The sequence below is a fragment of the Pseudoalteromonas sp. S16_S37 genome, assembly GCF_014694405.1.
In the GTDB taxonomy this organism is placed as follows: domain Bacteria; phylum Pseudomonadota; class Gammaproteobacteria; order Enterobacterales; family Alteromonadaceae; genus Pseudoalteromonas.
The window spans coordinates 86,930-102,955 of the sequence record NZ_JAAUWV010000007.1; the positions used below are offsets into that span (position 1 = coordinate 86,930).

At 42.8% G+C, this 16,026-nt stretch carries 15 protein-coding genes; 9 read left to right on the forward strand and 6 right to left on the reverse strand.

The window, feature by feature from the left end; translation table 11 throughout:
* Positions 1 to 46: 46 nt before the first annotated feature.
* The 3 genes from HC733_RS05680 to rsmD form a co-directional block, all read right to left on the reverse strand.
* The gene (locus HC733_RS05680) at positions 47 to 493 is read right to left on the reverse strand and encodes a GatB/YqeY domain-containing protein (protein WP_190364078.1); all 447 of its coding nucleotides are present in this window, start codon (positions 491 to 493) and stop codon (positions 47 to 49) included.
* A 20-nt stretch (positions 494 to 513) separates the two neighbouring features.
* Positions 514 to 729 (reverse strand): 30S ribosomal protein S21, encoded by a 216-nt coding sequence (rpsU, locus tag HC733_RS05685; protein WP_190364079.1) that lies wholly within the window; start codon positions 727 to 729, stop codon positions 514 to 516.
* 137 nt (positions 730 to 866) lie between these two features.
* On the reverse strand, positions 867 to 1,457 hold the full coding sequence (rsmD, locus tag HC733_RS05690) for a 16S rRNA (guanine(966)-N(2))-methyltransferase RsmD (protein ID WP_190364080.1): 591 nt from the start codon (positions 1,455 to 1,457) through the stop codon (positions 867 to 869).
* A 242-nt stretch (positions 1,458 to 1,699) separates the two neighbouring features.
* Between rsmD and ftsY the strand changes: the two genes are divergently transcribed.
* The 9 genes from ftsY to HC733_RS05730 all read left to right on the forward strand — a co-directional run bounded on the left by ftsY (position 1,700) and on the right by HC733_RS05730 (position 10,937).
* Positions 1,700 to 3,610: a signal recognition particle-docking protein FtsY gene (ftsY, locus tag HC733_RS05695; RefSeq protein WP_190364081.1), complete on the forward strand. Its 1,911-nt coding sequence runs from the start codon at positions 1,700 to 1,702 to the stop codon at positions 3,608 to 3,610.
* A 69-nt stretch (positions 3,611 to 3,679) separates the two neighbouring features.
* Positions 3,680 to 4,357: a cell division ATP-binding protein FtsE gene (gene ftsE / locus HC733_RS05700; RefSeq protein WP_190364082.1), complete on the forward strand. Its 678-nt coding sequence runs from the start codon at positions 3,680 to 3,682 to the stop codon at positions 4,355 to 4,357.
* Positions 4,354 to 5,340 carry a permease-like cell division protein FtsX gene (ftsX, locus tag HC733_RS05705; RefSeq protein WP_190364083.1) on the forward strand — a complete coding sequence of 329 codons (987 nt, stop codon included), beginning with the start codon at positions 4,354 to 4,356 and terminating at the stop codon, positions 5,338 to 5,340. The genes ftsE and ftsX overlap by 4 nt, the downstream gene beginning before the upstream one ends.
* Positions 5,341 to 5,617: 277 nt before the next feature.
* Positions 5,618 to 6,481: an RNA polymerase sigma factor RpoH gene (gene rpoH / locus HC733_RS05710; protein WP_190364084.1), complete on the forward strand. Its 864-nt coding sequence runs from the start codon at positions 5,618 to 5,620 to the stop codon at positions 6,479 to 6,481.
* A gap of 137 nt (positions 6,482 to 6,618) precedes the next feature.
* Positions 6,619 to 7,353 (forward strand): 1-acylglycerol-3-phosphate O-acyltransferase, encoded by a 735-nt coding sequence (locus tag HC733_RS05715; protein ID WP_190364085.1) that lies wholly within the window; start codon positions 6,619 to 6,621, stop codon positions 7,351 to 7,353.
* Complete coding sequence (rraB, locus tag HC733_RS05720) at positions 7,331 to 7,666, forward strand: ribonuclease E inhibitor RraB (RefSeq protein ID WP_190364086.1); 336 nt, start codon at positions 7,331 to 7,333, stop codon at positions 7,664 to 7,666. Before HC733_RS05715 ends, rraB begins: the two co-directional genes overlap by 23 nt.
* A gap of 191 nt (positions 7,667 to 7,857) precedes the next feature.
* Positions 7,858 to 9,150: an HD-GYP domain-containing protein gene (locus tag HC733_RS05725; protein ID WP_190364087.1), complete on the forward strand. Its 1,293-nt coding sequence runs from the start codon at positions 7,858 to 7,860 to the stop codon at positions 9,148 to 9,150.
* Positions 9,151 to 9,179: 29 nt separating this feature from the next.
* Positions 9,180 to 9,314 (forward strand): hypothetical protein, encoded by a 135-nt coding sequence (locus HC733_RS23370; RefSeq protein WP_274602012.1) that lies wholly within the window; start codon positions 9,180 to 9,182, stop codon positions 9,312 to 9,314.
* Between the two features lie 357 nt (positions 9,315 to 9,671).
* Positions 9,672 to 10,937 (forward strand): outer membrane protein transport protein, encoded by a 1,266-nt coding sequence (locus tag HC733_RS05730; protein WP_190364088.1) that lies wholly within the window; start codon positions 9,672 to 9,674, stop codon positions 10,935 to 10,937.
* 59 nt (positions 10,938 to 10,996) lie between these two features.
* Here HC733_RS05730 and HC733_RS05735 read toward each other — a convergent pair whose 3' ends face one another.
* The 3 genes from HC733_RS05735 to pepA all read right to left on the reverse strand — a co-directional run bounded on the left by HC733_RS05735 (position 10,997) and on the right by pepA (position 15,936).
* Positions 10,997 to 13,843, reverse strand: a complete 2,847-nt coding sequence (locus HC733_RS05735) for a valine--tRNA ligase (protein WP_190364089.1) — start codon at positions 13,841 to 13,843, stop codon at positions 10,997 to 10,999.
* Positions 13,844 to 13,866: 23 nt separating this feature from the next.
* Positions 13,867 to 14,313 carry a DNA polymerase III subunit chi gene (locus HC733_RS05740; protein WP_190364090.1) on the reverse strand — a complete coding sequence of 149 codons (447 nt, stop codon included), beginning with the start codon at positions 14,311 to 14,313 and terminating at the stop codon, positions 13,867 to 13,869.
* 114 nt (positions 14,314 to 14,427) lie between these two features.
* The gene (gene pepA / locus HC733_RS05745) at positions 14,428 to 15,936 is read right to left on the reverse strand and encodes a leucyl aminopeptidase (RefSeq protein WP_190364091.1); all 1,509 of its coding nucleotides are present in this window, start codon (positions 15,934 to 15,936) and stop codon (positions 14,428 to 14,430) included.
* Between the last annotated feature and the right edge of the window lie 90 nt (positions 15,937 to 16,026).

Genomic DNA, 16,026 nt, shown 5'->3' on the forward strand with positions numbered 1-16,026 from the left:
CGAGCGCTAGGCTCGGTTCACTTTATCATACAATCTGTATGCGGGATTACGCGCTTAATCGTTGTTTAATTAAACCTGAGATCTTACCCATGTCGGCGCGACCTTCAGCTTTAGACTTGATTATGCCCATAACTTTACCCATGTCTTGCATACCTGCTGCGCCGGTGTCGGCAATAGCAGTATCAATCAATGCGACTATTTCTTCTTCAGTCAAAGGCTGAGGTAAGAAAGTTTCTAGAACAGTGATTTCATTTGCTTCTATTTCAGCTAAATCGTCACGACCAGCATCTTTATACTGGGTGAAAGAATCACGGCGCTGTTTAACTAACTTCACTAAGACAGTGGTAATACCTGCATCATCAAGTGTTGTTTGATTGTCAATTTCACGCTGTTTAATTTCAGCAAGTACCATGCGAATTGCACTAAGACTTAATTTGTCTTTAGCACGCATGGCATCTTTTTGTGCGTCTTTTAGCTTAATTAGAAGACTCATTTATACAAGACCGAAACCGATTAGTATAATTTAACGCGACGTGCGTTTTCGCGAGAAAGCTTCTTCATGTGACGCTTAACCGCTGCAGCTTTCTTGCGCTTACGCTCAGCTGTTGGCTTTTCATAGTGCTCGCGACTACGAACTTCTGAAAGGATACCTGCTTTTTCACATGAACGCTTGAAACGACGAAGTGCAACGTCAAACGGTTCGTTTTCTCTTACTTTAATTACTGGCATTAAAAATTCACCTACCTAATTAATGAGCAATGCTCACGCTGATCAAATGTTGATCAAGTGGTTCAAAAATGGTGCGGTATTGTAATCTGAAGCAACACCACATGTAAAGCCTAAATTATAGCTAAATGTTCGACAGCTTACTTGTGTCGTTGGTAAAGTCGGCACAACACTTGTCCTGCCTGCTTTTCCTTGATGATTTGCCAGTTATTTGGCGCGCTTAAATTAAGCTCTTTTTCTACTTCTACATAGATTAATGCATCGTCAGTAAGCCAATTATTTTGCTCTAAAAGCTGACAAGTGTGTTGCGCAAGTTCTTTTCGAAACGGCGGATCAACAAATATTAAGTTAAAAACTAGATTATCGTCGTTATTGGATAGTACATCGATAGTATTTTTGTTTAAAACTCGGGCATTAGTTAATTTGAGTGTGGTAATATTATTTTGCAGTTGTTGAGCAGCTTGCTTGTCCAGCTCGATAAAACAAGCGCTCTCAGCAAATCTTGATAAACACTCAAAACCTAACCCCCCAGAGCCTGCAAAACAATCTAATACAGTAGCCTCTCTGGTGTCTTGCATTAACCAATTGAATACGGTTTCTTTGACTCTATCTGTTGTAGGTCGCAATCCAGTTACATCTTTTACTGGTAGCTTTCGTCCTTTGAATTGACCGCTAATGATGCGGATCACACCGTCATTTTGGTTAGCGTGTGAGCTTTTGTTTTTTCTCATATGTGCCATTGGTCATAGAATCTTAATATTTTCACTTGGATAAATCATGGCAGCTACATTTTTCATCCCTCAGGAACATGATACACTGCGCGCTAATTTTGAATTTAATTTGACGGTTGCACGCATTCAACGAGCGGAATAAGCGTGACAGTCATTAATTGTGGTTCCTGATTGCATTCAACGCGATCAAAATTGAACCTTTGTCAGTTTATCAGATTTATTAAATACGGTATTTAGCGAGCATGGGAAAAAAGAACAAATTTCTGTCTTGGTTTGGATTTGGCAAAAAAGAAACAGAGCAATCACAGCAACAAGCTGAGGTAGAGGAAAATCTCGCTAAAGCACAAGCAGAACAAGAAGCGGCGGAACAGGCTTCACGAGAAGAAGCAGAGCGTCTGCGTTTAGCTGCAGAAGCGCAGGCTAAAGCACAGGCCGAGCAAGAAGCCGCAGAGCAAGCAGCACGTGAAGAAGCGGAGCGTCAGCGTTTAGACGCAGAAGCACAGGCTAAAGCGCAAGCAGAGCAAGAAGCCGCAGAGCAAGCGGCGCGAGAAGAAGCTGAGCGTCAACGTATAGCGGCAGAGGCGCAGGCGAAAGCACAAGCAGAGCGAGAAGCGGCGGAGAAAGCGGCGCGTGAAGAAGCTGAACGTCAACGTTTAGCGGCAGAAGCACAAGCGACAGCACAGGCTGAACAAGAAGCAGCTGAGCAAGCCGCGCGTGAAGAAGCTGAGCGTCAACGTTTAGTAGTAGAGGCGCAGGCAAAAGCACAGGCCGAGCGAGAAGCTGCAGAGCAAGCGGCACGCGAAGAAGCAGAGCGTCAACGTTTAGCAGCAGAAGCACAAGCTAAAGCGGAACAAGAAGCGGCAGAGCAAGCAGCACGTGAAGAAGCCGAACGTCAACGTTTAGCGGCAGAAGCACAAGCTAAAGCGGAACAAGAAGCGGCAGAGCAAGCGGCACGCGAAGAAGCAGAGCGTCAACGTTTAGCAGCAGAGGCGCAGGCAAAAGCACAGGCCGAGCGAGAAGCGGCAGAGCAAGTGGCACGCGAAGAAGCAGAGCGTCAACGTTTAGCGGCAGAAGCACAAGCTAAAGCACAAGCTAAAGCACAAGCAGAGCAAGAAGCTGCAGAGCGAGCTGCGCGTGAAGAAGCCGAGCGTCAACGTTTAGCCGCAGAAGCACAGGCTAAAGCACAAGCAGAGCAAGAATCGGCTGAGCAAGCAGAAAAACCAAAAAAAGAAGGCTTTTTCTCTCGACTGAAAAAAGGATTGCTCAAAACAAAAGTTAATTTAGGGTCGGGGATCGCATCTATTTTCAAAGGTAAGAAAATAGACGACGAATTATTTGAAGAGTTAGAAACCCAACTCTTAACTGCCGACCTTGGCGTTGATACGACTATGAAGTTGATCGACAACTTAACTGATGCAGCTGATCGCAAACAGTTAAAAGACGGTGATGCACTTTATGAATTAATGAAGCAAGAAATGGCTGATATGCTAAAAGAAGCCGAAAAGCCGCTTGAATTACCTGAAAATAAAAAGCCATTTGTGATATTGATGGTGGGTGTAAATGGTGTTGGCAAAACCACCACCATAGGTAAACTTGCCAAGCAATTCCAGCAACAAGGTAAGTCAGTGATGTTGGCCGCTGGCGATACCTTTAGGGCTGCTGCAGTAGAGCAGCTACAAGTGTGGGGGGAGCGTAATAGTATCCCTGTTATTGCTCAACATACAGGAGCTGATAGTGCGTCTGTTGTATTTGATGCATTTCAAGCAGCTCAGGCTCGCAATGTTGACGTATTAATTGCCGATACAGCAGGACGTTTACAGAACAAAGATAATCTAATGCAAGAGCTTGAAAAAATAGCGCGCGTTATGAAAAAACTAGACCCTGATGCGCCTCATGAAGTGATGTTGACTATTGATGCGGGCACTGGTCAAAATGCAATTAGCCAAGTGAACCTATTTAATAAAGCGGTAGGGCTGACAGGTATTACTTTGACTAAACTAGATGGTACAGCCAAGGGCGGTGTTATATTTGCAGTTGCTGATAAATTCCAAATACCAATTCGCTACATCGGTGTTGGAGAGGGCATTGATGATTTGAGAACATTTAAAAGCGATGACTTCATCGAAGCATTGTTTAGCAATGACGATGCTTAACTAATGAGTGATAGGGAGACAAGGTGCTCCTTTTCTTTGGTCTAAAACACAATTATAAGCAGGCCTAACATGATCAAATTTGACCAAGTCAGCAAAAGTTATCCTGGTGGCCACAGAGCGCTAGAAAAAGTGAGCTTTGAGCTAGGCAATGGCGAACTTGCTTTTTTAACCGGTCACAGCGGTGCAGGAAAAAGTACTTTACTAAAGTTGATCAGCGTTATGGAACGCCCCTCTGCTGGGCACGTTTTTATTAATGGTGTTGACTTAAATGGCGTTAGCAATCGACAGATCCCTTTCGTTAGACGAGATATAGGGATTATATTCCAAAACCATCGCTTACTTGAGCGCTACAACGTATTTGATAATGTTGCACTGCCTTTGGTTATCGAAGGTATGCACCACAAACACATTGCTAAAAGGGTGCATGCAGCATTAGACAAAGTGGGTTTGTTAGATAAGGTACGTTGCCAACCCAGTACATTATCTGGAGGAGAACAGCAGCGAGTTGGTATCGCTCGAGCGATTGTAAATTCACCTCCGCTGCTATTGGCAGATGAACCAACGGGTAACTTAGACCCTGAGTTATCAATGGAAATTTTAAAGTTATTTGAAGATTTCAACCGTCACGGTACGGCTGTGCTTATTGCTACCCACGACCTCGGACTCATTGCCAGAATGAAATATCGTAGTTTGACGTTAAATCATGGTCGAATGAGTCAAGATCCGCTAATGGAGGGAGGGTTATGAGCTTATTGTTTAAAAGCCGTGAAGCGCAAACCATGAGCCAAAATAAATCTATGTTCATGCGTGTTTACTTTTTTGTGATGACGGTACTGCGTCAAGGGGTCAATAGCTTAGGTGAAATGTGGCGCACGCCGATGGCTTCTATGATGACTATTTTGGTATTAGGGCTAAGCCTAACATTACCGGCAACCTTGTACATAGTGGTCAAAAACGTACAACAAGTGAGCAGTGGTTTTAACGATGCTGCAGAAATATCGCTATTTGTTAAAGAGTCAATGACTGAACAACAAACGCAAACTTTAGCTAAGCGGCTTGCACTGTATCCAGAAGTTGCGGATGTAAAGCTTATATCCAAATCGCAGGCACTTGATGAATTTAAACGTATCTCAGGATTTGGTCAGGCTCTGGATTATTTAGAAGATAACCCATTACCCAATGTGGTACTGGTCACACCCACTAGCCGTTATCGAAAACCGCAAGCAGCGCAACAGTTGTTAGACAAGTTAGAAAAAGAACGTGAAGTAGAGTTTGGGAAACTCGATATAGAGTGGTTAGAGCGCTTAAATGCATTGTTGAGCTTATTGAAAGAAAGTGTTGTGACTATCGCACTACTATTACTTAGTGCAGTGATCTTGATTATTGGTAATACCATTCGACTATCGATTATGGATAAAAAAGAAGAAATTCAAGTTTTGAAACTGGTTGGTGCAACAAACACGTTTATTCACACACCATTTATATGGACTGGTATATGGTATGGCATTGTTGGTGGTTTAGTCGCATTTATGAGCGTAGCAATGATGTTATGGTGGCTTGAGTCGGCGGTCTCTATGGTTGCTGGAGTGTATCAAAGCTCGTTTGTGTTACAGGGACTCAATTTAAACGAACTGATGATTTTACTGCTTTTGGCAATAACCTTAGGGTTTGGTGGATCATTTTTATCTGTACATCGTTATATAAAAGATATCGAGCCGGACAAAGTATAAGCTCCTTCTTTTTGGCACTTAAGTGCAATAATAATTACCTTAAGTGCCCGTAAAATGTCACAGTTGAGTCATAAAAACACGCTAGACTAGCAAGGTTATTATCTGTTTTCTGCGTTTGTGTCGTATTTTGACCTTCTATAAATCAATAGTTTAAGTTTAAGATCCACAGCAAAAAGAAAAAGCTTGCATTTTCTTTTGAAAAAGTATTATATACACATTAGCACTCTTGCTTGAAGAGTGCTAAAATGGACTGAAATATTTATCACTGAGGTGAAAAATGAGTAAAGACTTATATGCATTAGCACTAACAGCTGGACAACAAAGCGCGAGCTTAGATGGTTACTTACAAACTGTAAGCTCTATTCCTATGCTTGATGCCGAGGAAGAGAAAGTGTTGGCCACTCGCCTTCAGCAAGAAGGGGACTTGGAAGCTGCTAAACAACTCATCGTTTCTCACCTTCGCTTTGTTGCCCATATTGCGAAAAGTTATTCTGGCTACGGCTTACCGCAGGCAGATTTAATCCAAGAAGGTAACATAGGTCTGATGAAGGCTGTTAAACGTTTTAATCCTGATGTCGGTGTTAGACTTGTTTCGTTCGCAGTACATTGGATAAAAGCCGAAATTCATGAATATGTATTGAAGAATTGGCGCATTGTTAAGGTAGCGACAACAAAAGCACAACGTAAATTGTTTTTCAATTTAAGAAAAAACAAAAAGCGTTTGGGCTGGTTCAATCAAGATGAAGTAACCACCGTTGCTAACGAGTTGGGTGTGAGTGAAAAAGAAGTACGTGAAATGGAATCGCGTATGAGCGGCCAAGATATGGGCTTTGACCTAACTGGCGATGATAATGATGACGCACCTACAAGCAGTTACTCTCCTGTTCAGTACCTAACAGATTCAAACGGTGATTTGGCTGATGTGGTAGAAGAAGAGCAATGGCAAGAACAATCGCAAACGCGTTTATTTAACGCGCTTAAAACACTAGACGAACGTTCGCAAGATATCGTCAGTGCGCGTTGGCTGGCTGATGAAAAGGCGACACTGCAAGATTTAGCTGAAAAATACAATGTATCAGCAGAGCGCGTACGTCAGTTAGAAAAGTCAGCAATGAAAAAACTGCAATTAGCCATGAGCTAACAGATAATTGAATTAAAAGAAAAAGCCGCTACTTAGTTAGCGGCTTTTTTGTTTTTTGTTTTCCGAGTTATTTTTTGAGCTTACAAGTGTTCGCTATTTTGATTATAATGCGCCTTCGTAAGTGAGGAGAAAAGATTTTGTTGGCAGTATTACGCGTCTTAGCGATGGCATTGTTTATTATTTTTAGCTGTGTGTTTGGATTACTTTTATGTATTTTCAGGCCATTTCACCCCAACAATGTTCATATAATTGCAAGTTGGTTTGGCAGAATGTCTGCGGTTATTGGGGTGAAACTTGTTGTTTCACGCCACCCTGAAAGCGAGCATGTTGGACCCGCCGTATATGTGGCAAACCATCAAAATAACTATGACCTTTTCACCTTGACCGCTGCTGTTCCTGAAAACACGGTGAGTATGGGTAAAAAAAGCTTGAAGTGGATCCCATTTTTTGGCCAGCTTTATTGGCTGTCGGGTAATATTCTTATCAATAGAAACAATCGCACTAAAGCAGTTGGTACGATAGGCAAATCTGCTGAGAAGATTAAAAACACCGGCTTGTCTATTTGGATGTTTCCTGAGGGAACTCGAAGTTATGGAAAGGGCTTATTGCCGTTTAAAACTGGTGCTTTTCATACTGCTTTAAATGCACAAGTACCAGTAGTACCTGTATGTATGAATAGCACTAGTAATTGTATTAAGCTAAACCGTTGGGACAATGGTATAATCTACATCGATATTTTGGCGCCGATTTATTTAGACAAAGAGATCAGTGCGCGTGACCACGCTAAAGCAATACATTCGTTAATGGCGCAACGTATTGCCCAGCTTGATGAAAAGGTAATAGAGAACAATGGAAAACTGGCGCGAAATTAGTGAAGATATTGTTGAGTCACTTTTAGAAGATGGTTCAGCAACCGATAAACTATATGAAGTGGAACATCACTTTGTATGTGAAGACTTTAAAAAGTTAGAAAACGTAGCGCTTGCAGCGTTTAGACTTGGTTATGATGTTGAAGACCCTGCTGAATTAGAACTTGAAGACGGCAGTAAAATTTGGGGTTTTGATGTTGTCGTTGAGGCTGAGTTAGACACTGATGTAATCATGGAAGATGTTGATAAACTTGCGGCTTTAGCGCAAGAGTATGATGTCGAATATGACGGCTGGGGCACGTACTTCCAAGAGTAGTTTGCAACTTTAAGCTGGCTTTGACTCGATTAGGTGTATACCGTGCGTTTACACCTAACAACTTTACTTCAACTCCACTCTATTGCTTTTTTATCTAATAGTTAATTATTATTTAGTGCGCGAAATATAGACTCTTAGGGTCAAAAAGTGCTATTAATCGTACCTGTTGTCCTTTTTTATATGATCCTACTATGCGAGTGACTCTGCCGATTTCTGAACTCAAGCCTGGTATGTTTGTAGACAGTGTTCACAAGCAACGCGCAGACACGGGTGTCAAAATCAAATCTCGCGGGATGGTTAGAGACAGCAACATAATAGATAAACTCTCCGCTGAAGGTGTTTTAGAGCTCAATATTGACTTTGATTTGAGTGAAATCGCAATTCCAGAAAAATATCAGGTTGAAGAGAAAAAAGACCGTAATAAGCCTGAAACAACCAAGCTTGATGCCCGAGAGCGACGCCGAAGAGCTGGCATGGCGGGTGAAAAGCAGCAACAGCCAAGACGCGCTAAAAAGAAAGCTCAGGAGTCTACAGAACCTACTTCACTTGAGCGAGAGTTTGAACTTGCTAGCCAAGCTTTTGAGCTACACAATAGAAAAATACAAATATTGTATGGCGATGTGACTTCAGGGTTAAAAGCCGATGTTGGGCTGATCAATCAAATAAGCAAAGAAATCGTTGAGTCTGTTTTACGTAACAGTAATGCCATGGCTATCTTGACGCGTTTGCAAGACAGAGACGGCTACAATTGGCGACATATGATCAACTGCGCCATTTTAATAAGCGTATTTGGTAAATATTTAGGCCTTTCACAAAGTCTTATTCAGCAGCTTGCAATGGGGGCGATGTTGCATGATGTTGGGCACGCACGTTTACCGCAAGGCATAGTCAATAAACAAGACAAGCTCACTGATATTGAATATAAAGCGGTAAAAAAGCACGTTGTTCATTCTTTAGGTTTAGTTAAGGGGGAGCAGGGTATCACCCCAATGATCATGGATATGATAATCAATCATCACGAGCGAATTGATGGTACGGGTTACCCTCGTGGCTTAAAAGGGTTGCAGATAAGTAAAGCGGCAAGGATGATGGCGATTGTTGATGTATATGATGCTATGACCTCAGAGCGGCCATATCAACAAGGGGAAGAGCCTGTTCATGCACTGCGCTATTTACTGACGAATAGAGATAAGTTTGACCCAGTGCTGGTACAGCGTTTTATCAAATGTCTAGGAGTTCATCCTGTAGGCTCAATTGTGAAACTAACGAATGAGCGACTAGCTCTAGTGCTTGCTGGTAATAAACATGCGCCGACTGCGCCACATGTGAGAATATTCTACAATACTAAGCATATGCACCATATCACGGCGAAGGAGCTTGATTTGAGTTCTCCTGATCATGATATTAAAGTCATTGCCAGTATACGGCCTTTAGACTATCAAATTAACCTATCTCGCCTATTAAAAGACCACCTTTTAGCTTAATTCTTCTACTTCGTTTTAGAGCGTTGAATTTGGCAGACATTGACGCGCCTGCTAAACATGACAGTGTTAAAATAAGCCACAGTGCTGTTCCTTTATTTGTGTGTAATGCCAAACAGCAAAGCAGCAACGCCAATAAGGAGGTGCATATTCCAATCAACCAATAACGACTGATAGGATTATCGCATTGCCCAGCATGTTGGCAAGCGCAGTAAGTTGCTTTACACCAGCAGTAAACACTCACACCTGAAAAAACTAGAGCGCCTAATATCAGTAATAACATGTCCTTTAAATCCATTGTTGGGCTTTTTGTGAAGTCTAAATAATGTCTTAACTTTAGTCAATGTAAATGAGAATTATTTTTGTTTGTGTGTTTTTTGATATATATGTCAGTGTGAATTTTAATCGTTGATGTAAATTTGTTCGATTGATTAGAGTATTATCTCGAAATTGCAGCTTTTTAATCTTGTTTTAGGTAGTGTGTGCGGGTTTTAAAAATGTGACTGTACACATGGGATTAAAAAATGTCTGTATTTAAAAAAACGTTACTTGCATCAAGTTTGATGTTGGTATCTTCACACACTTTTGCAGCTGCCTTTCAATTGGCAGAGCAAAGTGTTTCGGGGCTTGGGCGCGCTTATGCAGGTGAAGCATCAGTTGCTGATGATGCTTCAGTTATTGCACGAAACCCAGCGCTTATGAGCCAATTTGATGGCGCTCAGCTGAGTGTTGCTGCAATGTATGTCGAACCTGATGTTAGCCTTCGAGGCACCTCGACAAATAATGGTGTTGCTCCAAGTAAACTTGACGATTCAAGCATAGCGCCAAGCGCGATAGTGCCTGCGGTTTATTTTATGACGCCGATTAATGAGTCATTATCTTTTGGAATGGGGATTTACTCTCAGTTTGGTTTGGCAACCGAGTTTGCGGCAGACTACGCTGCAGGGCAGCTAGCGGGTGAAACTGAGATTGTTACGGTAAATACCAATCTGAGCGTTGCCTATGAAGTTTCAAAGGAACTTACTGTTGCTTTGGGCATTAACCATGTATACGCGGATGCTAAAATAGTACGTACCTTTGGTGAGTCACCGCTTCCTGTGCCTGCGGCAACGCAGGCAATGCACTTAGAGGGAGATGATACAGGGTATGGCTGGAACTTAGGTCTTAGTTATCAGATTGATGATAACAGCCGCTTTGGCTTGCATTATCGCAGCGAAACCGACATCGTATTTGACGGAGAGTTTAGTAATCAACTACCTGCTGGAGCGCCTTTTAATGGGACAGCTGGCAGTGCGTATCCTGGCAGTGTAGAACTCACTCTACCTGCTATTGCTGAGTTCTCTGGTAGCCACACTATTAGCGAAGGTAGCTCATTGCACTACAGTGTACTTTGGACTGGATGGAGCAGCTTTAAGACTTTAGCTGCCAAGGTTGAAGGGCGTGGTACAGTATTTAGCAAAGATGAAAACTTTTCTAATTCGATGCGATACGCAATCGGTGCAGACCATCAATATAGCAAAGATCTTAAACTGCGTTTTGGGATAGCTTATGATAAATCACCTGCGGATCCTTATCACATGTCTATTTCAATTCCTGATACCGATCGTATGTGGTATTCATTTGGTGCAGAGTATCAAGTTTCTAAAAGTAGCTCACTTGACTTCGGCGTGAGTTTTTTACGCGGTAAAACACAACTCTTTGTTGAAAAAGATAATCTCGGACAAGCATGGGGCTTTGAATCTAACGGCCATGCAACTGTGCTTGGTTTGCAATTTAACTCAGCTTTTTAAATAAAAGCCAAAGAAAAGGGCAGTATCTACTGCCCTTTTAATACAAACTAACTCAGTCTTTATAGACTTTCAATTTTTGCCTTTTGCTCAAGTAGTTTCGCTTTAGCATCAGAAAACTCAGCAAGTTTTTCTTTCTCTTTTGCTAATACCGCTTCAGGTGCATTATTTACAAACTTTTCGTTCGCAAGTTTCTTCTCAACTTGCTCCAGACCTTTTTGTGCTTTTTCAAGCTGTTTTGCTATACGAGCAAGTTCGGCTTCAACATCAATCAAGCCCGCCATAGGGATCATGATCTCAAGGTTGCCGATAAATGCCGTTGCACTTGCTGGAGCTTCATCTGCGCTATCAAGCACTTTAAAGCTTTCAAGTTTAGCAAGCGCACTTAAGAAGGCTTTATTGTCTTCTAAGCGACGTAAATCTTGCTCATCAGCTTTAGTAAGTAACACATTTAATGGTTTGTTTGGACTAATGTCCATCTCACCACGAATATTACGAATTGCCAGAATAAATTGCTTAACCCACTCAAGATCTGCCATGGCAGTCTCATCAACCAGGCTTTGGTCAAACTCAGGGAAGCTCTCAAGCATGATGGTTTTCGCATCTATGTTTGCAAGTGGTGCAACACGTCGCCAGATAGTTTCTGTGATATATGGCATAAGTGGGTGCATTAAACGTAGCAAGCCTTCAAGCACTGTGATCAAAGTGTGTCGAGTGCCACGTTGCTGCTCTTCATTACCTTTGAACAAGATAGGCTTAGTCAGCTCTAAGTACCAATCACAGAATTGGTTCCACGTGAATTCGTAGATAGTGTTTGCCGCTAAGTCAAAGCGGTAGTTATCTAAGTGCTCACTGAAGGTTTTTACCGTGCTTTGGAACTGCCCTAAGATCCAACGGTCCGCCAAAGAGTACTCTTTAGACTTATCATTAAAGCCACAGTCTTGCTCTTCAGTATTCATCAGTACATAACGGCTTGCATTCCAAAGCTTGTTACAGAAGTTACGGTAGCCTTCTAGGCGGTTCATATCCCAGTTGATATCACGACCCGTTGATGCCATTGCTGCCAAGGTAAAGCGTAATGCGTCAGTACCATGTGGCTCAATGCCATCAGCGAAAGTTTTGCGCGTGTTTTTCTCAATCTTTTTAGCTAGTTGTGGTTGCATCAGATTACCTGTGCGCTTTTCAACTAAGCTTTCAAGATCGATACCATCAATCATATCAAGCGGGTCAAGGACGTTACCTTTAGATTTTGACATCTTATCGCCATTTTCATCGCGAATTAGGCCCGTCACATAAACGGTTTTAAATGGTACTTGTGGTTTACCATTTTCATCTTTGATGAAGTGCATGGTCATCATGATCATACGCGCCACCCAGAAGAAGATAATATCAAAGCCTGTAACTAGCGTATCAGATGGGTGGAATACTTTTAAGTCGTCGGTATTTTCTGGCCAACCTTGTGTTGAGAAAGTCCAAAGCGCAGACGAGAACCAGGTGTCTAGAACATCTTCGTCTTGGTTAAGTGCAACATCATCGGCAAGGTTATTTTCGCGACGTACTTCAGCTTCATCACGGCCAACATATACGTTTCCGTCTGCGTCATACCAAGCAGGGATACGGTGACCCCACCATAATTGGCGCGAGATACACCAGTCTTGAACATCACGCATCCATGAGAAGTACATGTTCTCGTATTGTTTTGGCACGAATTGGATTTCACCGTTTTCAACCGCTTCGGTGGCTACTTTTGCAAGAGGTGCAACACGCACATACCATTGGTCAGTTAATAGCGGCTCAATGACAACACCAGAGCGGTCGCCATACGGTACAGTTAAGCTGTGGTCATCGATTTTTTCTAATAGGGCAGCTTGTTCAAATTCATCAACAATCTTTTGGCGAGCATCAAAGCGGTCTAAACCGTGGAAACGCTCAGGAATAGGTGCGTCTAACTCGAGTGGCTTACCGTCAAATGCGTAGCATTCACCGGCACTTAAAATTGCTGCATCTTTGTTGAATACGTTGATCATTGGCAGCTCATGACGCTTACCAACTTCGTTATCGTTAAAATCGTGTGCAGGGGTGATTTTTACACAGCCCGTGCCTTTTGCCATATCAGCGTGCTCATCGGCAACGATTGGAATGCGGCGGTTAACGATAGGCAGTAAAATTTCTTTACCAATGAGGTTTTGATAACGCTCGTCATCAGGGTTTACCGCAACGCCGGTATCGCCAAGCATGGTTTCTGGACGTGTGGTTGCTACTACGATGTAATCTTTGCCATCCAATGTTTTAACGCCATCGGCAAGAGGATAGCGCAAGTTCCACATGTGGCCTTGCTTGTCTTTGTTCTCTACTTCTAAATCTGAAATCGCAGTGTGTAATTTTGGATCCCAATTTACTAGGCGTTTACCACGGTAAATAAGGTCTTCTTTGTGTAGGCGTACGAACACTTCTTTTACGGCTTCAGATAAACCGTCATCCATGGTAAAGCGTTCACGATCCCAATCAACCGATGCGCCTAAGCGACGAAGTTGCTTGGTAATAGTGCCACCAGATTGATTTTTCCATTGCCAAATTTTGTCGATAAAGGCATCACGACCTAAATCATGGCGGGTTTTATTCTCTTCAGCTGCAAGTTTACGCTCTACCACCATTTGTGTGGCGATCCCCGCGTGGTCAGTACCAACTTGCCATAAAGTATTGTTACCTTTCATTCGCTTGTAGCGAATGAGCGTATCCATAATGGTATCTTGGAACGCGTGACCCATGTGTAGGCTACCTGTGACATTCGGCGGCGGGATCATGATTGAGTATGCATCGCCTTTGCCTGATGGCTTAAAATAGCCATTTTCTTCCCAGTCTTGGTATAAAGACTGTTCTATATCTTGTGGATTATAGGTTTTATCCATTTCACAGAACCTTAATAAATACTTTAATTTTCAATTTCTTTGGTTGAAATACTGGCGCCAAGTTGGCGTAGATGCTTAAACCGCTCGCGTGCTGCTTGTGTTGCCTCTGGCTCGCTCGGAACAAAATCATAAACTTGCGTAAAGCGACGGATAAAATCCGGAAGCTTAGTTGCTAAATTGATGAGTACCGAACGTCTGCCAACGGGAGGTGTTTGACCAATTTCTACAGGTGCACCACCTTTTGCGCCTTCACCTTGTAAGTTATGTGGTACAAAGCTATCAGCATCAAAACACCATAAATGCTCGTCAATGGCATGGGCATCTGCAACATTATCAACGTAGATAAATACGCGTTGACCTGCTCTATATTGCGCGGCAGCAGTGCGAGCTGCTAGATCAAAATGAGCCGGTAGTTTAGCGTCCGGCTCATTGTCATGCTTTAACACATAGAATTGTGCATTGATGGTCATGGCGTTGACTTCATAATGGGCGGTTATTCTGTATTTCTACAGGCAAAACTCAGCGTTCAAAATAAAGCCGCATTTTGACACAGAAACCCCATGCCATCAATCAATCTGGCTAGGTTAATCTTGCTGTGCGTCTGTCACGTTAACGCGATTTAGCAAGTATTGGGTTAACATTGGCACAGGACGTCCTGTTGCCCCTTTATTTTTACCACTGCGCCAAGCTGTACCAGCAATATCTAGGTGTGCCCAATTATACTTTTTAGTGAACTTAGATAAGAAACATGCGGCAGTGATAGTACCAGCTGCTCGTCCTCCTAAGTTGGTAAAGTCAGCAAATGGGCTTTCTAACTGCTCTTGATAATCATCCCACAAAGGCAGTTGCCATGCTCTATCACCACTTTGCTCACCTGCTTTAAGTAAGTCGTGTGCCAACGGGTTGTGTGTTGATAATAATCCTGTTGCATGGGCGCCTAGTGCAACGATACAGGCACCTGTTAAGGTGGCCACATCAATGACTGTTTCAGGTTCAAAGGCTTCCACATAAGTCAATGCATCACACAGCACTAAACGGCCTTCGGCGTCCGTGTTTAGTACCTCAACAGTTTGACCTGACATGGTGGTTAATATGTCACCTGGACGATAGGCGTTTGAACTTGGCATGTTTTCACAGCCAGCCAGTACGCCAATAACATTGATTGGCAGTTGCATCTCAACGAGTGAACGCATTAAACCGAGTACGCCCGCTGCACCGCCCATATCGTATTTCATCTCGTCCATGGCTTCGCCAGGTTTTAAAGAAATACCGCCAGAGTCAAAAGTCAGACCTTTACCCACAAATACGATCGGCGCTTGATCTTCTGCACCACCATTATAGTGAATAACAGACATGACCGATTCATTGGCGCTGCCTCGTCCAACTGCTAGGTAAGAGTGCATGCCTAGCTCTTCCATTTCTTTTTCGCCAACTAGGTTTACAGAAACATTATCATACTCTTCTAGCGCTTTTGCTTGCTCGCCCAAGTAGCGAGGATTGCAGATATTAGGTGGCATATTAGCCACATCCTTACACAATTTAGCACCTGCGGCGATTGCCAAACCATGCTCAATTGCCGATTCACCAATGGTCAATTCACGACGAGTAGGGACATTGAAAACAATTTTACGCAGTGGACGGCGAGGGTCTACTTTTTTACTTTTCAATTGATTAAATGTGTATAGGCAATCTTGTGTTGTTTCAACAGCTTGACGTACTTTCCAGTAGGTGTCTCGACCTTTAACGTGCTGCTCGGTTAAAAAGCAAACGGCTTCCATTGACCCTGTGTCGTTAAGGGTGTTGATGGTTTTAGAGATAATTTGCTTGTATTGTTTATCGTCTAATTCTCTTTCTTTACCGCACCCTACTAGCAATACGCGCTCACTGAGTACATTAGGAACATGGTGCAGTAATAATACTTGTCCTGGCTTACCTTCTAAGTCACCACGACGTAATAAATTTGAGATGTAGCCATCACTGATTTTATCCAGCTGTTCACCGATGGGAGATAAACGGCGTGGCTCATATACACCAACTACGATGCAGGCACTACGCTGTTTCTCTGGGCTACCACTTTTTACGCTGAATTCCATTGCGACTCCTGAGTCTAAAGTTATGTCTTTTTGAACTTTATGCCGACGTTACTATCAATACCATTAATGCGTGATTATCTCTGACTGTTG

Coding starts and splice junctions, on each gene's coding strand:
- HC733_RS05680 (WP_190364078.1), bottom strand. CDS start 493: ATGAGTCTTCTAATTAAGCTAAAAGACGCACAAAAAGATGCCATGCGT.
- rpsU (WP_190364079.1), bottom strand. CDS start 729: ATGCCAGTAATTAAAGTAAGAGAAAACGAACCGTTTGACGTTGCACTT.
- rsmD (WP_190364080.1), bottom strand. CDS start 1,457: ATGAGAAAAAACAAAAGCTCACACGCTAACCAAAATGACGGTGTGATC.
- ftsY (WP_190364081.1), top strand. CDS start 1,700: ATGGGAAAAAAGAACAAATTTCTGTCTTGGTTTGGATTTGGCAAAAAA.
- ftsE (WP_190364082.1), top strand. CDS start 3,680: ATGATCAAATTTGACCAAGTCAGCAAAAGTTATCCTGGTGGCCACAGA.
- ftsX (WP_190364083.1), top strand. CDS start 4,354: ATGAGCTTATTGTTTAAAAGCCGTGAAGCGCAAACCATGAGCCAAAAT.
- rpoH (WP_190364084.1), top strand. CDS start 5,618: ATGAGTAAAGACTTATATGCATTAGCACTAACAGCTGGACAACAAAGC.
- rraB (WP_190364086.1), top strand. CDS start 7,331: ATGGAAAACTGGCGCGAAATTAGTGAAGATATTGTTGAGTCACTTTTA.
- HC733_RS05725 (WP_190364087.1), top strand. CDS start 7,858: ATGCGAGTGACTCTGCCGATTTCTGAACTCAAGCCTGGTATGTTTGTA.
- HC733_RS05730 (WP_190364088.1), top strand. CDS start 9,672: ATGTCTGTATTTAAAAAAACGTTACTTGCATCAAGTTTGATGTTGGTA.
- HC733_RS05735 (WP_190364089.1), bottom strand. CDS start 13,843: ATGGATAAAACCTATAATCCACAAGATATAGAACAGTCTTTATACCAA.
- HC733_RS05740 (WP_190364090.1), bottom strand. CDS start 14,313: ATGACCATCAATGCACAATTCTATGTGTTAAAGCATGACAATGAGCCG.
- pepA (WP_190364091.1), bottom strand. CDS start 15,936: ATGGAATTCAGCGTAAAAAGTGGTAGCCCAGAGAAACAGCGTAGTGCC.